The organism is Alteromonas macleodii (genome assembly GCF_903772925.1).
Lineage (GTDB): Bacteria > Pseudomonadota > Gammaproteobacteria > Enterobacterales > Alteromonadaceae > Alteromonas > Alteromonas macleodii_A.
On record NZ_LR812090.1, the window covers coordinates 2066783 to 2086185 of the forward strand.

General features: G+C 44.3%; 16 protein-coding genes. 5 read left to right on the plus strand and 11 right to left on the minus strand.

Annotated elements, in window-relative coordinates; all coding sequences use genetic code 11:
- Positions 1-150 precede the first annotated feature (150 nt).
- Positions 151-864 carry a diguanylate cyclase gene (locus PCAR9_RS08900; RefSeq protein WP_179983289.1) on the plus strand — a complete coding sequence of 238 codons (714 nt, stop codon included), beginning with the start codon at positions 151-153 and terminating at the stop codon, positions 862-864.
- A 214-nt stretch (positions 865-1078) separates the two neighbouring features.
- On the opposite strand, the gene ppsR is transcribed toward PCAR9_RS08900, so the two are convergent.
- Positions 1079-1891: a posphoenolpyruvate synthetase regulatory kinase/phosphorylase PpsR gene (ppsR, locus tag PCAR9_RS08905; RefSeq protein WP_049586695.1), complete on the minus strand. Its 813-nt coding sequence runs from the start codon at positions 1889-1891 to the stop codon at positions 1079-1081.
- A 271-nt stretch (positions 1892-2162) separates the two neighbouring features.
- Between ppsR and ppsA the strand changes: the two genes are divergently transcribed.
- Positions 2163-4535 (plus strand): phosphoenolpyruvate synthase, encoded by a 2373-nt coding sequence (gene ppsA / locus PCAR9_RS08910; protein WP_179983290.1) that lies wholly within the window; start codon positions 2163-2165, stop codon positions 4533-4535.
- Between the two features lie 293 nt (positions 4536-4828).
- A complete protein-coding gene (locus PCAR9_RS08915) occupies positions 4829-4978 on the plus strand; it encodes a hypothetical protein (protein ID WP_179981858.1) in 150 nt (49 codons plus the stop codon).
- 257 nt (positions 4979-5235) lie between these two features.
- On the opposite strand, the gene PCAR9_RS08920 is transcribed toward PCAR9_RS08915, so the two are convergent.
- The 3 genes from PCAR9_RS08920 to PCAR9_RS08930 form a co-directional block, all read right to left on the minus strand.
- Positions 5236-7497 (minus strand): molybdopterin cofactor-binding domain-containing protein, encoded by a 2262-nt coding sequence (locus tag PCAR9_RS08920; RefSeq protein WP_179983291.1) that lies wholly within the window; start codon positions 7495-7497, stop codon positions 5236-5238.
- Positions 7494-8000 carry a (2Fe-2S)-binding protein gene (locus tag PCAR9_RS08925; RefSeq protein WP_179983292.1) on the minus strand — a complete coding sequence of 169 codons (507 nt, stop codon included), beginning with the start codon at positions 7998-8000 and terminating at the stop codon, positions 7494-7496. Before PCAR9_RS08925 ends, PCAR9_RS08920 begins: the two co-directional genes overlap by 4 nt.
- A 353-nt stretch (positions 8001-8353) precedes the next feature.
- Positions 8354-8569: a PGPGW domain-containing protein gene (locus PCAR9_RS08930; protein WP_179983293.1), complete on the minus strand. Its 216-nt coding sequence runs from the start codon at positions 8567-8569 to the stop codon at positions 8354-8356.
- A 417-nt stretch (positions 8570-8986) separates the two neighbouring features.
- Here PCAR9_RS08930 and PCAR9_RS08935 point away from each other — a divergent pair, with 417 nt between their 5' ends.
- Positions 8987-9403, plus strand: coding sequence for a DUF4826 family protein (locus tag PCAR9_RS08935; RefSeq protein WP_179983294.1), 417 nt, complete (start codon positions 8987-8989; stop codon positions 9401-9403).
- Positions 9404-9450: 47 nt separating this feature from the next.
- On the opposite strand, the gene PCAR9_RS08940 is transcribed toward PCAR9_RS08935, so the two are convergent.
- The 7 genes from PCAR9_RS08940 to PCAR9_RS08970 all read right to left on the minus strand — a co-directional run bounded on the left by PCAR9_RS08940 (position 9451) and on the right by PCAR9_RS08970 (position 16449).
- A complete protein-coding gene (locus PCAR9_RS08940) occupies positions 9451-9909 on the minus strand; it encodes a GNAT family N-acetyltransferase (RefSeq protein ID WP_118495114.1) in 459 nt (152 codons plus the stop codon).
- 9 nt (positions 9910-9918) lie between these two features.
- The gene (locus PCAR9_RS08945) at positions 9919-11085 is read right to left on the minus strand and encodes a cupin domain-containing protein (protein ID WP_179983295.1); all 1167 of its coding nucleotides are present in this window, start codon (positions 11083-11085) and stop codon (positions 9919-9921) included.
- A gap of 354 nt (positions 11086-11439) precedes the next feature.
- Positions 11440-12282 (minus strand): adenylate/guanylate cyclase domain-containing protein, encoded by an 843-nt coding sequence (locus PCAR9_RS08950; protein ID WP_179983296.1) that lies wholly within the window; start codon positions 12280-12282, stop codon positions 11440-11442.
- Between the two features lie 104 nt (positions 12283-12386).
- Positions 12387-13754, minus strand: a complete 1368-nt coding sequence (gene purB, locus PCAR9_RS08955; RefSeq protein ID WP_179983297.1) for an adenylosuccinate lyase — start codon at positions 13752-13754, stop codon at positions 12387-12389.
- 13 nt (positions 13755-13767) lie between these two features.
- Positions 13768-14394 carry a high frequency lysogenization protein HflD gene (hflD, locus tag PCAR9_RS08960; protein ID WP_179983298.1) on the minus strand — a complete coding sequence of 209 codons (627 nt, stop codon included), beginning with the start codon at positions 14392-14394 and terminating at the stop codon, positions 13768-13770.
- Positions 14394-15521, minus strand: coding sequence for a tRNA 2-thiouridine(34) synthase MnmA (mnmA, locus tag PCAR9_RS08965; RefSeq protein ID WP_179983299.1), 1128 nt, complete (start codon positions 15519-15521; stop codon positions 14394-14396). Before mnmA ends, hflD begins: the two co-directional genes overlap by 1 nt.
- Before the next feature lie 385 nt (positions 15522-15906).
- The gene (locus PCAR9_RS08970) at positions 15907-16449 is read right to left on the minus strand and encodes an rRNA large subunit pseudouridine synthase E (protein ID WP_179983300.1); all 543 of its coding nucleotides are present in this window, start codon (positions 16447-16449) and stop codon (positions 15907-15909) included.
- Positions 16450-16963: 514 nt separating this feature from the next.
- Between PCAR9_RS08970 and PCAR9_RS08975 the strand changes: the two genes are divergently transcribed.
- The gene (locus tag PCAR9_RS08975) at positions 16964-19183 is read left to right on the plus strand and encodes an NADP-dependent isocitrate dehydrogenase (protein ID WP_179983301.1); all 2220 of its coding nucleotides are present in this window, start codon (positions 16964-16966) and stop codon (positions 19181-19183) included.
- The last annotated feature ends 220 nt before the right edge of the window (positions 19184-19403 follow it).

Sequence of the window (19403 nt, forward strand, 5' to 3'; positions counted from 1 at the left end):
CCAATAAGAAAACCTGTCACCTATTAGACATTAAAAAATGTTAATCATTCTTAATCTAATCTTCTGTTTTCAACGTTACAACGTTATCTGATGTCGAGTTTACAAGCTCTTACATCTGTAATGCGTAGACTTAATTTAGAAGGTTTAGTCATGAATGACGTTACACAGCTAATATTGATGTATTTCATCATACCGCTGTGGTTCACAGCAGGGATAGTCGACTGGTTTTGCCACCGCAGCAGTAATATTGCTGCTACCGCGGGGCCGAAGGAGTCCTTAATTCATCTATTGATGTTTCTAGAGGTAGGAATTCCTCTTTTTATGGTTCTCCTCTTTGAGGTGAATAGTTTAATTATTGCTGCAGGTATTCTGTTTTTCTTCTTACATGAATTAACAGCACTGTGGGACGTTAGCTATGCGGTATCGAAAAGAAGAGTGGGGCCTATTGAGCAACATGTGCACAGCTTTTTGGAAATGATACCGCTGCTCGCATTAATTTTGGTAATTGCCAGACATTGGTCTCATTTTATAGCGTTATTCGGACTGGGCGAAAGTCCTGCTGATTTTGGTCTGCGGTTTAAGCAAGAGCCCCTTCCAACATGGTATTTACTATCAGTTATCGCCGTTGCTACCGTTCTAGAATTTTTACCTTATGTAGAGGAGTTGATTAGAGGTATGAAAGCAAAAGAAAAAAGTTCACAAGAAAAAACGACGTTGTCTTCAGATGAAGAAAAACAATCCAATAGTAAAGCGGACGTTTCACATCAGGATGCAGAAGCTGCGAGCCCTTATGCATCATCTGTTGCAGGTGAAGAAGACCCAGGTGTAGCGCTTGAAGAATTGGTAGAAAGCAACAAGAAGTGACGCTTCAATAGTAAATAATAAAAGGGCAAGCAAGACTGCAAATACTAGAGCTACTATCGCCTAGTTAGCCTAAACTTGACCAGAATTTAGGTAATGTGGTGCCTTGTCGCTTTACAAAGTTAAAGGCACCACCGCGACATAAAAAGCGCTGTATAAAATACAGCGGGTAAATATGGCAGCTTCGTACAAAGTTACTGATAACTTAAAAGCCCGCTTAGTACTTACGACGTTTGAGCCCCGTCTCTGCCAATATTTTTGCTGAAATCTCTTCAATCGAGTACTTGGTGCTATTTAAAAACGGGATTTTTTCCTTTCTATACAAGTTTTCTACTTCACGCAGTTCCATCCGACACTGTGGCAGCGATGCATATTTGCTGTTTGCACGGCGCTCTGAACGTATTTGATGGAGTCTATCCGCTGCGATCGTTAGCCCAAAAAGCTTATGTTTGAACCTGCGTAGGGCAGGGGGAAGCTTTAGCATGTCGCCCATGTCTTCCTCTGTAAAAGGGTAGTTTGCTGCTTTTATTCCGTATTGAAGCGCTAAATAAAGGCTTGTGGGGGTTTTACCCGAACGGGATACACCGGTAAGTATGATATCGGCTTCGTCATAGTCTTTCAGGTTAGAACCATCATCATTGGCCAACGCGTAGTTCACGGCTTCAATTCTAATGTCGTAGGTAGTTTCATGAATACTATGTGTACGGTGTTTTTCTGGTTTTGAAGGAACACCCAATACTTTTTCTAACGGCGCGACAAATTGATCGAGAAAATTATAGTTAATACCTACAGATTTAGAGATTATCTTGCGAATATCTACATTCACAATTGTATAAAAAACGAGCGGCCTTTCTCCGGTGTCTTGAAAACTTTCAGAAATTTGCTGCAAAACTTTGTGAGCTTGTTCCTCAGTTTCAACGAAAGGAATGGTGTTGTGGTTGAAAGAAACGGGAAACAGAGAAAGCAGGGCGTGGCCAAAGACCTCTGCAGTGATGGCTGTACCATCCGAAATATAAAAAGCTGTGCGCACAACATATCCTTAACATTGGTGTAATTTAATTACAAAAGTAATAAAGGGTTTACTTTCTGAATTTCCCCATTCTAAGATGATTTCGTCGAAAAGCTACACGGTTCTTGTGAATGACAACAAATTTCAAAGGTTTGCTGTCAAACGTAATGGACAGCGTTAACAGTGGTTTTCACCACATATCGACAACAATTTGATGAGTTTCAGGTGATAAAAAGCACAAACCTGAAATTAACCTCATACCCTACACATAAAAAAGCTGGAGGCTTGGGCTGTGCAAGAATACGTACTTTGGTATCAAGAACTGGGCATGCATGATGTGGGTCGCGTAGGCGGCAAAAATGCATCATTAGGCGAGATGATCTCAAACCTGGCGAACGCCGGTGTGCAGGTGCCGGGTGGTTTTGCTACCACCGCCGAAGCATTTAATGAGTTTCTAGAGCAAAGCGGCCTAGAAGCGCGTATCCACGAAGTCTTAGACTCGCTAGACGTAGACGATGTGAATGCACTTACCGAAGCGGGTAAAAACATTCGTCAGTGGATCATCGACACGCCATTTCAAGGCAAGTTAGAAGAAGAAATCAAAACTGCCTTTGTTACGCTGCAGGGGGATGCAGGTGAAGAAGCGTCATTTGCAGTGCGTTCTTCTGCTACCGCAGAAGATATGCCTGACGCGTCATTCGCAGGGCAACAAGAGACTTTCCTAAACGTTAAAGGTTATGAAGCCGTGCTGGTGGCTATCAAGCACGTATTCGCATCACTGTTTAACGACCGCGCTATTTCTTATCGCGTGCACCAAGGTTACGACCATAAAGGTGTGGCGCTATCTGCTGGTATACAGCGCATGGTGCGCAGTGACATCGCTTCATCGGGCGTTATGTTTACTATCGATACAGAGTCAGGTTTTGAGGACGTTGTATTCATCACCAGTTCATTCGGTTTAGGCGAAATGGTGGTACAGGGTGCCGTTAACCCTGATGAATTCTATGTTCACAAACCAACGCTAGACAAAGGCTTACCTGCAATTGTTCGTCGTAATCTAGGCAGTAAGCTTACTAAGATGGTGTATTCAGACGATGAAGCTCACGGTAAGCAGGTGTCTATTGTTGATATTGATGCTGCCGACAGCAAAACTTTCTCATTAACCGACGATGAAGTAATGGAGCTTGCTAAGCAGGCACAAATTATTGAACAGCACTACAAGCGCCCTATGGACATTGAATGGGCCAAAGATGGCGCAGACGGCAAACTTTACATTGTTCAGGCTCGCCCAGAAACAGTACGCAGTCGTGAAGACTCACAGAGCATTGAGCGCTTCCAGTTAAAAGGTCAAAGCAACATTGTTTGTGAAGGCCGTGCAATTGGTCACAAAATTGGTGCTGGTGTAGCGAAAGTACTTGATTCAATTGAAGAGATGGACAAAATCCAAGCAGGTGATGTTCTGGTAACTGACATGACAGACCCTGACTGGGAGCCTATCATGAAGAAGGCCTCTGCGATTGTTACTAATCGTGGTGGCCGTACCTGTCACGCGGCAATCATTGCTCGTGAGTTAGGTATTCCAGCGGTAGTAGGTTGTGGTAACGCAACTGACAGTATTAAAAATGGCGACAAGATTACTGTGTCTTGCGCTGAAGGTGACACCGGTTTCATTTATGGCGACGAACTAGAGTTCGACGTTGTGACCTCACGCATTGACGCTATGCCAGAGCTACCGCTTAAAGTGATGATGAACGTGGGTAACCCAGACCGTGCATTCGACTTTGCTCGCTTGCCTAACGCAGGTGTTGGTCTTGCTCGCCTTGAGTTTATTATCAACCGTATGATTGGTGTGCATCCTAAAGCGCTGCTTAATTTCGACAGCCAACCAGAAGAGTTGAAAGAAGAAATAAGCGACATGATCGCAGGTTACGAATCACCAACGGAATACTACATCGAGAAATTGGTAGAAGGTATTTCAACCATTGGCGCAGCCTTCTCGCCAGAGAAAGTTATCGTTCGTATGTCAGATTTCAAATCGAACGAATACTTCAACTTAGTGGGCGGTTATCAATACGAGCCAGACGAAGAAAACCCAATGTTAGGTTTCCGCGGTGCGAGCCGCTATATTTCTGAAGACTTCCGCGATTGTTTTGCCCTTGAATGTGAAGCGATTAAACGCGTTCGAAACAAAATGGGATTGACCAACGTTGAGATCATGATCCCGTTTGTTCGCACGCTAGAAGAAGGTCGTCAGGTCATTGAACTCCTTGAAGAGCAGGGCCTTAAGAAAGGCGAAAATGGCCTTCGCGTTATCATGATGTGTGAACTACCATCGAACGCATTGCTTGCTGATAAGTTCCTGGATATTTTCGATGGTTTCTCAATCGGCTCTAATGACTTAACGCAGCTAACGCTAGGACTAGATCGCGACAGCGGTCTTATTGCACACTTGTTTGACGAGCGTGACGAAGCGGTGAAAGCACTGCTTTCAATGGCAATCCAAGCTGCGAAGAAACGCGGTAAATACGTGGGTATTTGTGGTCAAGGTCCATCTGATCACGAAGATTTCGCTGCCTGGTTAGTAGAAGAGGGTATCGATTCGGTATCGCTTAACCCTGATACTGTCGTTGAGACATGGCTATACCTTGCTGAAAAGCATGGCTAAAATCCAGGTACAGTGTTCTACGTTTGCAAGGTGACTTGCCAATGTAACGCTAGGTGGATACGAGTAAAAAGAGACCTTTTGGTCTCTTTTTTTGTTTAAGGGTTTTTCAAGACCTTGTGTCGTTTTTACTAAGATTTATGCCAGCGTTACATTCCTCAAAAAAACTATGGTTATTTCGTAAAAGTATGCGCTTTTGGTCATTGTTTACATGACTTTGTGTAACTAAAAATGTAATATTACAAAGTGACTTACACATTGAGATTTACATTAACAATTAACTTGGTTGAACTCTTATGGCACATAATGACAGCGCAGTTTCAGTAAAACAATCCGAAGAAAATGTTATGCAGTCAGGCTCTGTAGTAGAGCAGCTGGCGCAAGCCCAGAAGGAAATTAACGAACTTAAAATGCAGCTAATGTGGATGGAACGCAATTACGAGTAAACGTTACCTATAATAATAAGGTGAGCATTTGCTGGTTTCATTTGAAAGTGGGCTTAGATTTGTGAAAGTTTACAGGTTCACTTTCATTTTGAGTTTTTTTCTTAGTATTTACAACATTTACAGCCTCTTCTCTTACCCATAAATCGCTTTTTTCACGCTTTTATTGATACATACAGAAATTCGATATAAACGTATAAAAAAGGGTAAACACCCTATGTGTTTACCCTTTATTTATTAGATTGAACCACCCAAGCGCATTAAGCTTTCAGCTGGTCACCTATAGGCAACTGTCGAATACGTTTACCGCACGCAGCAAATATTGCGTTACACAGTGCTGGCGCATATACCGGCGTTGCTGGTTCGCCCACACCCGCTGGTGGCGCATCGCTTTCAATCACTTCTACGTCTACTTCTAGCGGTGAATCGCTCATACGCGGTACGCGGTAGTTGTGGAAGTTACTTTGTTGTACGCGACCTTTATCAAAGGTAATACCATCGCTTATCGCGGTGGTAATACCGTAGACTGAGCCACCTTGCGTTTGGTTCTTAACCGTATCGGTGTTAACTACAGTACCTGCATCAATGGCTACCCAAGACTTGATCACGTTGAGATCGCCAGCATCAGACACTTCAACTTCAACCACGGTAGCTACATAAGTTAAGAAACTGCGGTGCGCAGCAATACCCAGCCCGCGGCCTTTAGGCATCTCTCGCCCCCAGCCTGCCATATCTGATACTCTTTCGATAACATTGCGCAGGCGGCCTGTATCCAGTGGGTAGACTGATTTATCCCCCCAATAGTTGTTGTACTCGGCTTTTTGCTCTGTAACATCGATAACTCTATCAGGGCCGATAACTTCTAATAGGTAATCTTTTGCATCTTTACCTGCCTTGTGTGCTGCTTCATTGATAAACGACTGAACAGCAAAGGCGTGAAAGATATTTGATACAGAACGCATCCATCCAATACGTGCTTTTGCCGGTGCTTCACCGCGCTCTAGCTTCATGTTTGGCGTTAGAATAGGGTTGTCAGTAAAGCCCAAATCTAACTCAAAGCTAAACGGTGCGTTTGCACCTTCTTGGAAGGTTGAAGCAATAGGAGAAAACGCGGTTCTGTGAAGATATGCGTCAATCTTACCGTTTTCATCTAAAGCCGCTTCGACATGCTGAGCCGACACAGCATGATAGAAACCGTGCTGAATGTCGTCCTCACGTGTCCACTGAACGCGAATTGGTTTGCCCGTCTTCATTGAAAGGTATGCTGCCTCAGCAGAAAAATCAGGCTTAGACTTACGACCAAATGCGCCGCCTAGCATGGTAACGTGGACATTAATTTTTTCTTTGTCCATACCAACCATAGCGCCCACAGTTTCCATATCAGCCTGCGGGTTTTGTGTTGCAGCCCATACGTCAACGCGATCTTTGTGGTACATGGCTGTCGCGCATGGGGGCTCCATGGGGGCTTGTGCTAAATGCGGCACGTAGTAGTCGGCAATTAGCTTGTCGCTGGCCTTTTCTAAAACGCTCACCGCATCACCTTTCTCTCTGACAAGGGCTTGCGGTGCATTTACGGTGTTAAGTAACTGTTCTTTAAAGCTCTGTGAATTGTAGTCGCCGTTTGCACCATCATCCCAAGTGACTTCAAGCGCTTTGCGACCCTGCCACGCTGCCCATGTGTTGTTAGCAATAATTGCTACACCACCTTTCGGTTGAAATTGCGGTGCGCCTTTAGGCGCAGGTATTTCAATAACGTCAACCACACCTTTTACCGCTTTCGCCTTATCTGCGTTAAAGCTTTTTACTCTTCCACCGACTACAGGGGGGCGTTCGATTATCGCTACAAGTGCTTTGGGTTCGCGTACGTCGGCGGCAAAAGTGGCTTTGCCGGTAACGATATCTTGAAGGTCAATGTGCGCCATACCAGTATTGATGTAACGCCATTCTTTCCTATCTTTAAGGGTAAGCTTATCTGCTTCTGGCGGCGTAATAGTCAGTGCATCATCAATTAAGTCTTTATAGGCAAGAGTCTTACCCGAAGTGTGAGTTACCACATGTTGCTCGGCAACACAGCTACTAGGCTCAACACCCCAACGCTTGGCTGCAGCATGTTGCATCATATAGCGTACGCTGGCGCCCATTTCTCGAAGACGCTGCATATTGAAGCGGATACTACGCGAGCCATCGGTGTTTTGGTCACCGTACTTAGGGTCGCCTTTACCTTGAATAACAACAACCTTATCCCAAGCCGCTTCCATTTCGTCTGCCACAATTTGAGCAATTGCGGTACGAATTTGCTGACCCATTTCACTACGGTGGCAGGTAACTTCAACCACTCCGTCTGGACGAAGTGCAATAAACAAGTTTGCTCGCTTTGCATTATCGGCGGGTTTAGCCAGAACGCCAGCCATAGCGCGAGGAGCGCTGCCCATAAAATAGGTACCTAGTACCAATGCACCCGCTGCAGCGGTCGACTTTAAAAAGCTGCGACGATTCATATCAAAATAGGTATTCTGACTCATGCTTCTTCTCCCGTTTTGCTTGGGTCAAAGTAGCTAACACCCGCATTGCCGCTCATTGATTTCGATGCGGACTTTATAGCTTTATGAATGCGAGGGTAGGTGCCGCAACGACATATGTTGCCCGACATATTCTGAACAATCTCTTCGTCACTTGGCGTTGGGTTGGTTGATAACAGACTGGCAGCTTGCATGATTTGACCGCACTGGCAGAAACCACATTGTGGTACTTTGTGTTCTACCCACGCTTTTTGGACAGGGTGATCGCCATTGTCGCTTAGCCCTTCAATGGTGGTAATTTTTTTGCCTTGAACGGCTGAAACAGGTAATACGCAAGAGCGTTGTGCCATACCGTCAATGTGAACAGTACACGCGCCACATTGCGCCATACCACAGCCAAACTTAGGTCCTGTAAGGTTTAATTCGTCACGAAGGTACCACAACACTGGTGTTGAAGGGTCACCAGAGAATTCGTGTTTGTTACCATTAACGGTAAACGTGATCATGGTCTTGTCTCCATAGGTAAGCGATAAATATGAACTACCCAAGCAGTACTGCGTTATTTGAACACACTACAGAATTCATACTTATACGGTTACATTGCCTGATGATACGAACTATCTAAGATGCTGAGCATGCAAAGATAAATGCCACTACTTTTATTATTAAAGGCTTCGCAATTGTTTATTTAAATTACGTTAACACGCATTGCATCTTTACGCATTTACATAAGATTAAATGTTAGGTGTCTGCGATAAAATAACGTAAGAACCGCGAAAGAAATTCTTATGCAGTAAAAGGAGTATAGTGTTGTGTGGGCGAGGCGTGTATATGAAGAGGGGAAAAGCTCCGGTAAGCGCTATCGAAGCTTTCGCATAAGAAGAAAACGGTCTATTTTGCGTGCGCTCATTGTCATTGTCCGCTGGCTATACTTAAGCCAGCCACGTGCCCTTGGCCAGTCGTAACTTAACAGTACTAAACCTGCTACGACAAAAAGGATAGAGCCAGGAAGTAGTGTCAAAACAATTCCGCCAACAAATAAAATTGCTCCCAGAGTAAGTCTTAGTATACGCATTTGCCTGCACTCGTCTTATAAGTTTGGTGTATTTACAGTGTCGCTCAACTCTAGCGGTTTGCCAATAACAAATATGTAAATGTTTGTGCCTGTCTAATATCGGGAGGAAGCCTGTTTGAATATTAGAAAATAATATTAAAGGGCTATTATTAAAGTGCAGGCACAAAGTATGCCTCGCACTATTGATGAATAAATAATCGTTTAAAAGCCCAAGTTTGATGATCGGGCTGATTGCGCTGGAAAGCGTGCTAGAAATACAGTACAAAGAGGCACAGACAAAGTAGTAATTAGCGCTATACCTATATGGTTCTTTTAAAGAAGTGCGATGTAAAACCGTAAACTATAACGCGTGTATTGCTTGGGAATTCACGCAACGAAGTTTTGCGCAATAAAAACAAATATAAGAAGAGACCAATTATGGCTGAACAACAAGAAAGACAACCTATCAGTGAAGAAGAACACGGGAATTGGGTAAGAGAGCAGTTTCAAAAAGCAAATAAGTTTCTAGCAGAAAATGGTATCTTGTTTGACACCGTTATCACTGAAGATAGCCGTTACTTAATGCCGTATCTAGCGGTGTGGAAGATTAAAGCAATGGACGGTAAGCTTTACTGGGTAATAAGCGGTGACTTACCTTCTGATTACACAACAGTAGATAATGCGAAAAATGCGAAAGAAGTATTGCGCCATTTTTCTATGCATTGGCAACTTAAAGCAGAAAATTTGATTAACGCTAAGGGTGCAGACGAAAGCCAAAAGGCGTTTGGAGCGCTTTTAGTGAATCGCGCTGAAAGCTTATTTGCGATGCAAAATACGCCAGATCTTTGGGTGTAACAAGCAAGGCGTTTAATCAGTTTATATCGCGCTAGGTAACAAGTGTCCTAGTGCAGCTGGGTGACATCTGGCAGAGGAAATCGCTCTGCCGGACATTGAAGCCTTTGTCTGGGAACGCCCGCGTCCATAAACACGTTTCCGTCCGGTTTAAACCCAATAGATTGGTGATATGACACGCTTTCCAAATTACAGATAACTTTGATTATGGGAAGGTTATTTTGTTTAGCCGCTGCTATTAAAGCGCCAAACAAAGCGCGGTAAACAGGAAGTGTTCTGTGACAGCGCTTAACTGCAATACGGCCAAGTTCACCTTTTTTCGTTAAGCGCCCCGTGGCAATGGGTTCGTTTTGGTCGTTGACTATCAGCACATGGCACGCCGAGCTATCGTGTTCGTCGAACTCGCTAGCTTCCGGTACTTGCCACTCTAAAACAAATACATGTTCCCTAAGTGCTTTAAGTCGATGTTTATCCTTTTCCCAATCGACGTTTTGTATAGTAAACGCCATCTTTTCCTGTTAATCCTCGGCCCATTCCCAATAACCATTATTAATAAGTGTAGTTAAGGTTTCTAAAAATGTAAAAGAAGGCGCATCTTGGCAGCATGTTGCGTTCAAAACGGCACCCGATGCTAGCACTTCAAACCATTCTTGGTCACTTTTCGCAAAAGTGAATTGGCTTCCGTTTACATAAAGAGCGCGCGGTAAGCCACGCTTGCCATCACAAATTAACGCGCGAATGCCGGGCGCAGGAGCAAAGCTAATGCCTGCCGCGAATTCATTTGAAATTTGCTCTAAGGTGACTTCATCTTCGAGTGGGAATTCCGGAACCCCTTGTTCGCTCATGGCTTCTAGAAGGGAATACGTGAAATCTTCACTATTAATAGCGTCTATCAGTTGCTGTTTAAGCGCTGCAACATCGCTGGCGTTAACTAGTGCACTGCTTGATTGTATTGTTCTGCCAGCATCGGTAAAGCGGTAATTTCCAGCACCTTTATCCAGCATCATTGCCAGGCTTTCAGCCAATTGCAGATTGTCTGGTGCGCGATAGCCCACTGAGTAGGTCAGGCTGTCTTCAACTGTTGCGCCATCATGAGGCCAACCCGGCGGCACATAGACCACATCGCCAGGTTCACAAATAACATCTATGACAGGCTCAAAGCCTTCAATTTGTCTTAGTTTCGGGTGTGGGCACACTTCTTTGTAGTTTGCAGGTTTACCTACACGCCAGCGCCTTTTCCCTTTACCTTGAACAAGGAACACATCGTATTGGTCGATGTGAGCCCCAACACCTGCTCCATTTGTAGCGAAGCTTACCATCAGGTCGTCTAGTCGCCAGTTAGGAACAAAAGAAAAAGGTGCGAGAATTGGCGCAACGTCCGGTACATACTTATCTACGCCCTGAACAAGTAGTGTCCATTTACCCTTGCATGCCTTTTCAAAGTCGCTGATTGGTCCTTGTTCAACATGCCAGTTTCCTTGGTCATTGCTTATGATTCGAGCGTCGACATCTGACTCTTGTGCGAGCCCTGCCAAGTCGTTTTCATCTATAGGATCTGCAAAGTTTGGAAAAAAATTCTTTATTACCACAGGCTTTTGTTGCCAGTAGTGCTTTAAGAAAGTTTCGGCATTAAAGCCTGTACCTGTTTGTGCATCAATAAAGTACGTATTGTCGTTTGTGCTCATCGCATCTCTTTTTTGTAAGCCAAAATTAGTGGTGTTCCCTCGCGAAGCTTAGTGAAACTAATTACACAAAGCGCGGTTTACATATGAATAAAGCACAAGTTAGCGCAAAGCATAGATGAAAGCGTAAAAATAGAACTAAGGCGAGGTGATAGTGTAAAACCGGCATTATCAATTATTGAAAAGGGGATTGCTACCTTATTGTCTGAAAAGCTTAGCGAGAATATTGGTTGGTGTTGATGATAAACATAGGCTGTGTGTACAGAGCGTGCAAAAAGAAAAAAGTAAAAAGAAAAAGGCATATCAAGCAAAGATAAATGCTTGTTGCTCAAATTGTGTTTTTGCCCTTATGACTATCTAGCAAATGTAAGCATTCAGTAATGCCGCTTTGACTTTAATTTGAGTGTTGTAAAGTGCTCGTTGGCCCACCTGATTAGTTAAAATCCGAATTGAGTTTTGATTGCCGCTAATAGAAGCACAGTTATCAGATTCACACGGTTTAACTGAATCTTTGGTTATTGGTAAGTCATTTTTAACGCTACCCGTGTGCAGCGCATGATAAGTTTTTTCACAAACCGCAATAGTGTTAGGAGCGGTAGCTTGCTCTAACATTGCTGCTTTGTTCACGGTTGTTCCCCAAATATCAAAGCCTGATGATACGCGAGAAGAGTAACCTGCCAGTAGAGCACCGGCGGCAATACCCGAGCGTAGCTGACAAGACGAAGACATTAATAAAGTGTGGCTGCTAACAAGGTCACGAGCCTTGATAGCAAACTCCATCGCGCAGTGAGCTACGTCTTGAAGTACCCGAAATGGTTCATGTCGATAAGCGGCGTGGAGGCAAGATTTAGCAAAACTAGATTCACTGCAAAACCCCACTGCAATATACTGGTCGCCGTTGGTTTTAAGCGGTACAAGTGCTAGGTCATTTGCTGTTTCATCAAACTGGCTAAACAGTGTTTCCACAATACCAGTACACATTGTATCGCCGTATTGCTTTGCTAAACCTTGATAATTCGATAGGTCACAGAAAATTACAACGGCGCATTGCACTTCGTGTTTTACGCTTACACCCTTATTGGCATCGTTTTGTACTTGCTTAGCATTTTGTAACGCATTCGGGTGAAGGGGCTTTATAGTCGGCCCGCCTTGCTCACTAGACGTGACACGGCCTTTATCGTCATTTTTGCGTAAGTCCATCTACATGCTCCCAGTTAATATCCGTTTAAAGATTAAATAAAAAGTAGGTATAAAAAAACGCGGTACTCTGACCGCGTTTTTAGTGTAGTGGAAAGCGTAGGGGCTTATAACTGATCTACCAGCCTGATTGCGTCGCCAATGTAAGTTGCCGGCGATAAAGCTTTCAGCTCGGCTTTAGCGGCATCTGGCATGTCTAAATTATCGATAAACTCGGCGATAACTTCAGCATTTACTTTCTTACCACGAGTTAACTCTTTAAGTTTCTCATAAGGCTTTTCAATACCGTAACGACGCATTACCGTTTGAATTGGCTCTGCTAATAGTTCCCAGTTATTGTCTAGCTCGTTAAGCAAGCTCTGCTCGTTAACTTCTAGCTTACTAATACCTTTTAACGTAGCTTGATACGCAATAACTGCATATCCCACACCTACGCCAAGGTTACGAAGGACCGTTGAATCAGTAAGGTCGCGTTGCCAGCGCGAAATTGGCAATTTGGCAGCAAGGTGGTCAAAGATAGCATTGGCTAAACCCAAGTTACCTTCAGAATTTTCAAAATCGATAGGGTTAACTTTATGCGGCATAGTGGATGAGCCAATTTCGCCAGCAACAGTTTTTTGCTTAAAGTGACCTAGTGCAATGTAACCCCAAACGTCACGATCGAAATCGATAAGAATGGTGTTAAAGCGGGCAACAGCGTCGAACATTTCAGCGATATAATCGTGAGGTTCGATTTGCGTAGTGAACGGGTTCCAGGTAAGTCCAAGTGAGGTAACGAACTTTTCTGAAACGCCATGCCAGTCTACATCTTTATAGGCAGACAAGTGTGCATTGTAGTTGCCCACAGCACCGTTAATTTTGCCAAGCAGTTCAACACCTGCAATTTGACTGCGCTGACGCTTCAAGCGAATAGCCACGTTTGCCATCTCTTTACCCATAGTAGTAGGAGAGGCTGGCTGACCGTGGGTACGGGCCATCATAGGTACATTCTGATAACGCTTAGCAAGTTCTACTAGCGCTTCGATTAATTTGTCACAGTAAGGAAGAATAACAGTTTCGCGGGCTTCACGAAGCATTAGGCCGTGAGAAAGGTTGTTTATGTCTTCAGACGTACACGCAAAGTGAATGAACTCGTTGACCGCAGAAAGCTCACTGTTGTCTGCTACTTTCTCTTTAAGGAAGTATTCAACGGCTTTTACGTCGTGATTTGTTGTGCGCTCAATTTCTTTGATACGCATCGCATCTTCAACGCTAAATTCAGCGACTATTTGATCTAATAGCGCGTTTGACGTGTCTGAGAAGGCAGGAACTTCTTCAATTTGTGGGTTAGTAGACAGCATTTGCAACCAACGTACTTCTACTTCTACACGGTATTTTAATAAGCCATATTCGCTGAAAATACTGCGTAATTCTACGCTTTTGCCAGCATATCGACCATCGACAGGGGAAATTGCAGTTAACTGACTCAGTTCCACCTTAAGCTCCTCACTAGTTTATTAATCGTAGTGCTTTAACAGCACTGTTAAGAATGTGTTTGCGTTTAAATAATATGTTTCTTCGCTTACCGCCCATTTGACGCCACATCACCGCTGCCCTTACGCCCGCAAGTAAAAGGGCACGCACTTTGTGCTGATTAGCAGGTTGGCTCAAATAATCTGGGTTGCCCGCCACCTGAATACGCGGAGCTAACGGACTGATGATATCGCTGTAAATACTCGCTAATGAGGACACAATTTGCGGGTTTTGAAAGTCAACGTGGGCAAGCTGGCGCTGAACGTGTGAAATGCGTTCGCCGAGCTCCTGCATAGCTTTAGGCTTTCTGGCTAGCTTTCTTTCAAGGCCTAAGATACTTGCGATATAGCGGGTTAGCTCTGTGTCTTTTGTTGCTTGCTTGTCAGATAATTGCGCAGCAAGGGTGGTGTAACCGGTTTTTAAGTTAGACAATTGCCCAAACACCTGTTGAGGAGTTTCAGGGTCGGTAACCAGTATGCTTGATAAACTTGCTTCGATGGCTTCGTTGTCAGCTGCGCCTCGTCTGGCTAGCTGCTGCACTAGCGCAGCAGCCTGACATACCCCAGCTAGGGCCAAATTATTCTCTATATCAGTATCTAGCATCAGCGAATGTAACTCTCAATAATACCGCCGCCAAGGCAGACTTCTTCACTGTAAAATACCGCCGACTGGCCCGGTGTTACCGCCTTTTGTGGTTCGTCAAACACAACTTCGATAGTGTCGTTTTCAGTTGGCGTAATAGTACAAGGGATATCCGCCTGACGATAACGCGTCTTAACCACCGCCCGCATAGGCTCAGTTAATGTTTTTCTGTCTACCCAATGTAGCTGTTTGGCAACCAAACCTTTTGAGTAAAGGCGAGGGTGATCGGCACCTTGTCCTACAATAAGTACATTGCGGGCAACGTCTTTATCTACTACATACCAAGGGTCATCACCGTATTTAGCTAAACCGCCAATGTGAAGGCCTTTACGCTGACCTAGAGTGTGATACATCAAGCCTTCGTGTTGCCCAATTTCTTCACCTTCTGCGGTTTCGATAACGCCAGGCTGCGCTGGTAGGTAGCGGGCTAGGAAGTCTTTAAACTTGCGTTCGCCGATAAAGCAGATCCCTGTTGAATCTTTCTTGTCGTGGGTAATCAGCCCTTGCTCTTCAGCAATTTTACGCACCAGTGGTTTTTCAATATCACCCACAGGGAAAAGGGTTTTAGCAACGTGCTCTTCACCTAGCGTATACAAGAAGTAACTTTGGTCCTTGTTGTTGTCGAGACCGCGCAACATCTGCCATTTGCCGTCTACTTCACGGCGGCGAACATAGTGTCCCGTGGCTATATAGTCTGCACCAAGGTCTTCTGCAGCGAACTCAAGAAACGCTTTAAACTTAATTTCTTTGTTGCACATAATATCTGGATTAGGCGTTCGGCCCGCTTTGTATTCTTCTAAAAAATACTCAAATACGTTATCCCAGTATTCTGCAGCAAAGTTGATGGTGTGCAGCTCTATGCCTAGCTTGTCAGCAACCGCTTGCGCATCTTTTAAATCTTCCGCAGCGGCGCAGTACTCATCGTTATCATCTTCTTCCCAGTTTTTCATGAAAAGACCTTCAACCTGGTATCCCTGCTGTTGAAGCAGGTAGGCTGAAACAGACGAATCGACACCGCCGGACATACCGACGATCACTTTTTTGCTGGCGTTAGATTCAATATCACTCACTACAGATTGCACACTCATTTGATTAATAAAAAAGAAGCCTTATTTGCTAATGGGGTCATGCATTAACATACTTATGAATTTGCCAATACAGTTACTTATTTGGTGGGCTATTCCACCAAGCTGCTATGTGAGCTTTAACGTAAGTTACCAAGAACAAATAGGCCTGTTTTCGAGGTCGCGGATTTTATCAGATTCCGATCGGTAATTCACATTTAATCCTTATCTGATTAAGTAATTAAATATGTACGTGGACATGCTCGGTTCTTTACGCATAAATTTTTCTATGCGTAAATAAGCACCACAAGGTACAGCTATGCCGATCGGTTGATATATTTCCAGCCTCTTGATGCCGCATTAGTGTGGTCGTCAAAGGTGAATTCAAGTATCGGATTTGCTTTTATCATCAAAAGCTCACGTACTTACCATTCTCAATGCCATCTATGGTCCAGCTGCCTACTCGATATCTTATAAGGCGAAGGGTAGGGAAACCTACGTGCGCTGTCATACGTCTTACTTGTCGGTTTCTGCCTTCTGTGATGGTAATTGACACCCAACTAGTTGGGATAGATTGTCTGAAACGCACAGGTGGGTTTCTTGGCCATACATCGGGCTCCTTCATCGCTTTTACTTTAGCTGGGCGAGTCATGCCGTCTTTTAATTCAACACCATCACGTAGCGCCTGCATGGATTTTTCGTCCATTACACCTTCAACCTGTACCCAATAGGTTTTGCTGGTCTTGGCCTTGGGGTTTGCCAGTTTGTGTTGAAGCTTACCATCATTAGTGAGTACTAAGAGGCCTTCAGAATCTCGGTCTAGGCGTCCCGCTGCGTAAACATCGGGAATATCAATGTAATCTTTTAGCGTCTCTCTACCGTCCGCGTCGGTAAATTGAGAAAGAACTTGAAAGGGCTTATTAAACAGCACCACTTTGGCGTTTGAAGACATGCTACTTCCGCTTGTTGATTGTCGAGATTTCGGTGGGGATTTTACTTCAAATCAAATTAACGCGCTTGAGAAAATTCAGCACAAATAGACGTTTCTGCACAGTAGTTTGTCGATAAATTCTGTGATCTTATGTGCTAAGACAATGGTATGACTTGTAACTCAAACTTTCGACCCTATACTAATGGTCGCTCCCATTTTTACAAGAGAGCGCATCTGCATAATTATTAGACAGTTTTAGCAGTGACAAGCGGGCTTGCTTGTACATTAGACCTTGCCGCTTTGCGTAACTATTAAGTTAAGCGCATGGCAACGAGGGGCTTATTGCTAACATAGGGAATTGAATAATATGCAGGGAAGAAAACAGCAAGTGACCTAATGCTCAATAAAAGCAAAAGGTGGAAAACATCAAATACGTTTCGCAATGACTGTGGGCGTAACATTAAACATGTTACGGGTTGTTGCGACCTAATGGACTAAAGACGACAGTACCCTGTCGAAAAAATTGAGGTATATAATGACCAAGTCTAAGATCATCTATACGAAGACTGATGAAGCGCCAATGCTGGCGACTTACTCACTTCTTCCAATCATCCAGAAGTTTGCAGCAGCTGCAGATATCGACGTTGAGCTAAGCGATATTTCATTAGCTGCGCGTGTATTGGCAAATTTCCCTGAGTATCTTTCTGAAGAACAAAAAGTGCCAGACGCGTTAGCTGAACTGGGTGAGATGACCCAAGACCCGAACGCTAACATCATCAAGCTTCCAAACATCAGTGCCTCAATTCCTCAGCTTCGTGCAACGATCAAAGAATTAAACGATAAAGGCTTCAACGTACCAGAGTTCCCTGATTCACCTAAAAATGCTGAAGAGCAAGAGATTCGTGAGCGCTACGGCAAGGTATTAGGTAGTGCGGTTAACCCGGTACTGCGTGAAGGTAACTCTGACCGTCGTGCGCCTACTGCTGTTAAAAATTATGCGCGCAAGCACCCGCATTCAATGGGTGAGTGGTCTCAAGCGTCTCGTTCACACGTAGCGCACATGCGCGGCGGTGATTTCTACTCTGGTGAGAAATCAGTGACAGTAGAAAAAGACGGTCACGTTAGCATTGAATTTACTGGCAAAGATGGTAGCAAGAAAACACTTAAGCCTCGCGTAGACTTGCTTGCTGGCGAAGTGATCGACGGCATGTTCATGAGCAAAAAGGCGCTTTGCGAGTTCTTCGAAGAGCAAATCGAAGATGCGAAGAACACTGGCGTTCTATTCTCACTACACGTAAAAGCGACCATGATGAAGGTGTCTCACCCAATCGTGTTCGGTCACTGTGTAAAAGTGTTCTATAAAGATTTATTCGACAAGTGGGGCGACCTGTTTGAAGAGCTTGGTGTTAATCCAAACAATGGCCTTGGTAGCGTTTACGACAAAATTGCGAGCCTACCTGAAAGTCAGCGTTCTGAAATTCAAAAAGATATCAACGCATGTTATGCAGACCGTCCGCCAATTGCGATGGTTAACTCTGACAAAGGTATCTCGAACCTACACGTACCAAGTGACGTAATTGTAGATGCGTCTATGCCTGCAATGATCCGTAACTCTGGTCAAATGTGGGGACCAGATGGAAAGGCGCACGACACTAAAGCGGTTATTCCTGAAAGTACTTACGCCACCATTTACCAAGAAGTTATTAACTTCTGTAAGACACATGGTGCATTCGATCCAACAACAATGGGTACGGTACCTAACGTTGGTCTAATGGCGCAAAAAGCAGAAGAGTACGGTTCACATGACAAAACGTTTGAATTAGAAGCAGACGGCACGGTATCAATCGTTGACCAAGACGGTAACGTTCTTATCTCTCACGATGTTGAAGAAGGCGATATCTGGCGTATGTGTCAGGTGAAAGATGCACCTATTCAAGATTGGGTTAAGCTAGCGGTGACTCGTTCACGTCAATCGGGTATGCCTGCAGTATTCTGGCTAGATGACGAGCGTGCTCACGATGCGCAACTTATCAAGAAAGTTGAAAAGTACCTTCAAGACCACGATACAAACGGTTTGGACATTCAAATTATGTCTCCTGTACGCGCTATTCGCTACAGCATGGAACGTGCGCTTCGCGGTTTAGACACTATTTCAGTAACAGGTAACGTACTTCGTGACTACCTAACTGACTTATTCCCAATTCTAGAGTTGGGTACAAGTGCTAAAATGCTATCTATTGTTCCATTGATGGCAGGCGGCGGTCTTTATGAGACTGGTGCGGGTGGTAGTGCACCTAAGCACGTACAACAGTTTGTTGAAGAAGGCCACTTGCGTTGGGACTCACTGGGTGAATTCCTTGCTCTAGCGGTATCGCTAGAAGATGTTGCGATTAAACACAGCAACACTAAAGCAAAAGTAATTGCTTCTGCCTTAGATAAAGCAACTGAGAAGCTACTGAACAACGGTAAGTCTCCACTTCGTAAAGCAGGTCAGCTTGATAACCGTGGTAGCCACGTTTACCTAGGTCTATACTGGGCTGAAGAAGTAGCAAACCAAACTGAAGATGCAGACCTAGCAGCGCAGTTTAAGCCAGTGTATGAAGAGTTATCTGCAAAAATTGATGACATCTTGGCTGAGATTGATGCAACTCAAGGTAGCGCGCAAGAAATTGGCGGTTACTACTACCCAGACGAAGACAAGCTTTTCGCAACAATGTCTCCTAGCCAGACTTTAAAAGGGATTCTTGGCGCATAGATTCTTGACCATAGCGTTTAGACGCGGCTGTATTATTGCATCCGCGTAAGCTTGCCTAGATAGCTGTTAGTGTTATCTAAATACCATTAGTAAGCCCGCTTATATATTTAAGCGGGCTTTTTTTATGCCGCTGACAAGTTAAGGCTGGTATTGAAAGTAGGGTATAAGAAGTACGGTTTAGAAGTACGGTATAGCAAAGCGCAGAGTGAAAATACCAAAT

What these genes read in the sequence shown, in the direction of transcription:
- PCAR9_RS08970 (WP_179983300.1), bottom strand. Translation starts at nt 16,449, where the DNA reads ATGTCTTCAAACGCCAAAGTGGTGCTGTTTAATAAGCCCTTTCAAGTT.
- PCAR9_RS08925 (WP_179983292.1), bottom strand. Translation starts at nt 8,000, where the DNA reads ATGATCACGTTTACCGTTAATGGTAACAAACACGAATTCTCTGGTGAC.
- PCAR9_RS08950 (WP_179983296.1), bottom strand. Translation starts at nt 12,282, where the DNA reads ATGGACTTACGCAAAAATGACGATAAAGGCCGTGTCACGTCTAGTGAG.
- PCAR9_RS08945 (WP_179983295.1), bottom strand. Translation starts at nt 11,085, where the DNA reads ATGAGCACAAACGACAATACGTACTTTATTGATGCACAAACAGGTACA.
- mnmA (WP_179983299.1), bottom strand. Translation starts at nt 15,521, where the DNA reads ATGAGTGTGCAATCTGTAGTGAGTGATATTGAATCTAACGCCAGCAAA.
- PCAR9_RS08930 (WP_179983293.1), bottom strand. Translation starts at nt 8,569, where the DNA reads ATGCGTATACTAAGACTTACTCTGGGAGCAATTTTATTTGTTGGCGGA.
- PCAR9_RS08915 (WP_179981858.1), top strand. Translation starts at nt 4,829, where the DNA reads ATGGCACATAATGACAGCGCAGTTTCAGTAAAACAATCCGAAGAAAAT.
- PCAR9_RS08975 (WP_179983301.1), top strand. Translation starts at nt 16,964, where the DNA reads ATGACCAAGTCTAAGATCATCTATACGAAGACTGATGAAGCGCCAATG.
- PCAR9_RS08935 (WP_179983294.1), top strand. Translation starts at nt 8,987, where the DNA reads ATGGCTGAACAACAAGAAAGACAACCTATCAGTGAAGAAGAACACGGG.
- hflD (WP_179983298.1), bottom strand. Translation starts at nt 14,394, where the DNA reads ATGCTAGATACTGATATAGAGAATAATTTGGCCCTAGCTGGGGTATGT.
- PCAR9_RS08940 (WP_118495114.1), bottom strand. Translation starts at nt 9,909, where the DNA reads ATGGCGTTTACTATACAAAACGTCGATTGGGAAAAGGATAAACATCGA.
- PCAR9_RS08900 (WP_179983289.1), top strand. Translation starts at nt 151, where the DNA reads ATGAATGACGTTACACAGCTAATATTGATGTATTTCATCATACCGCTG.
- PCAR9_RS08920 (WP_179983291.1), bottom strand. Translation starts at nt 7,497, where the DNA reads ATGAGTCAGAATACCTATTTTGATATGAATCGTCGCAGCTTTTTAAAG.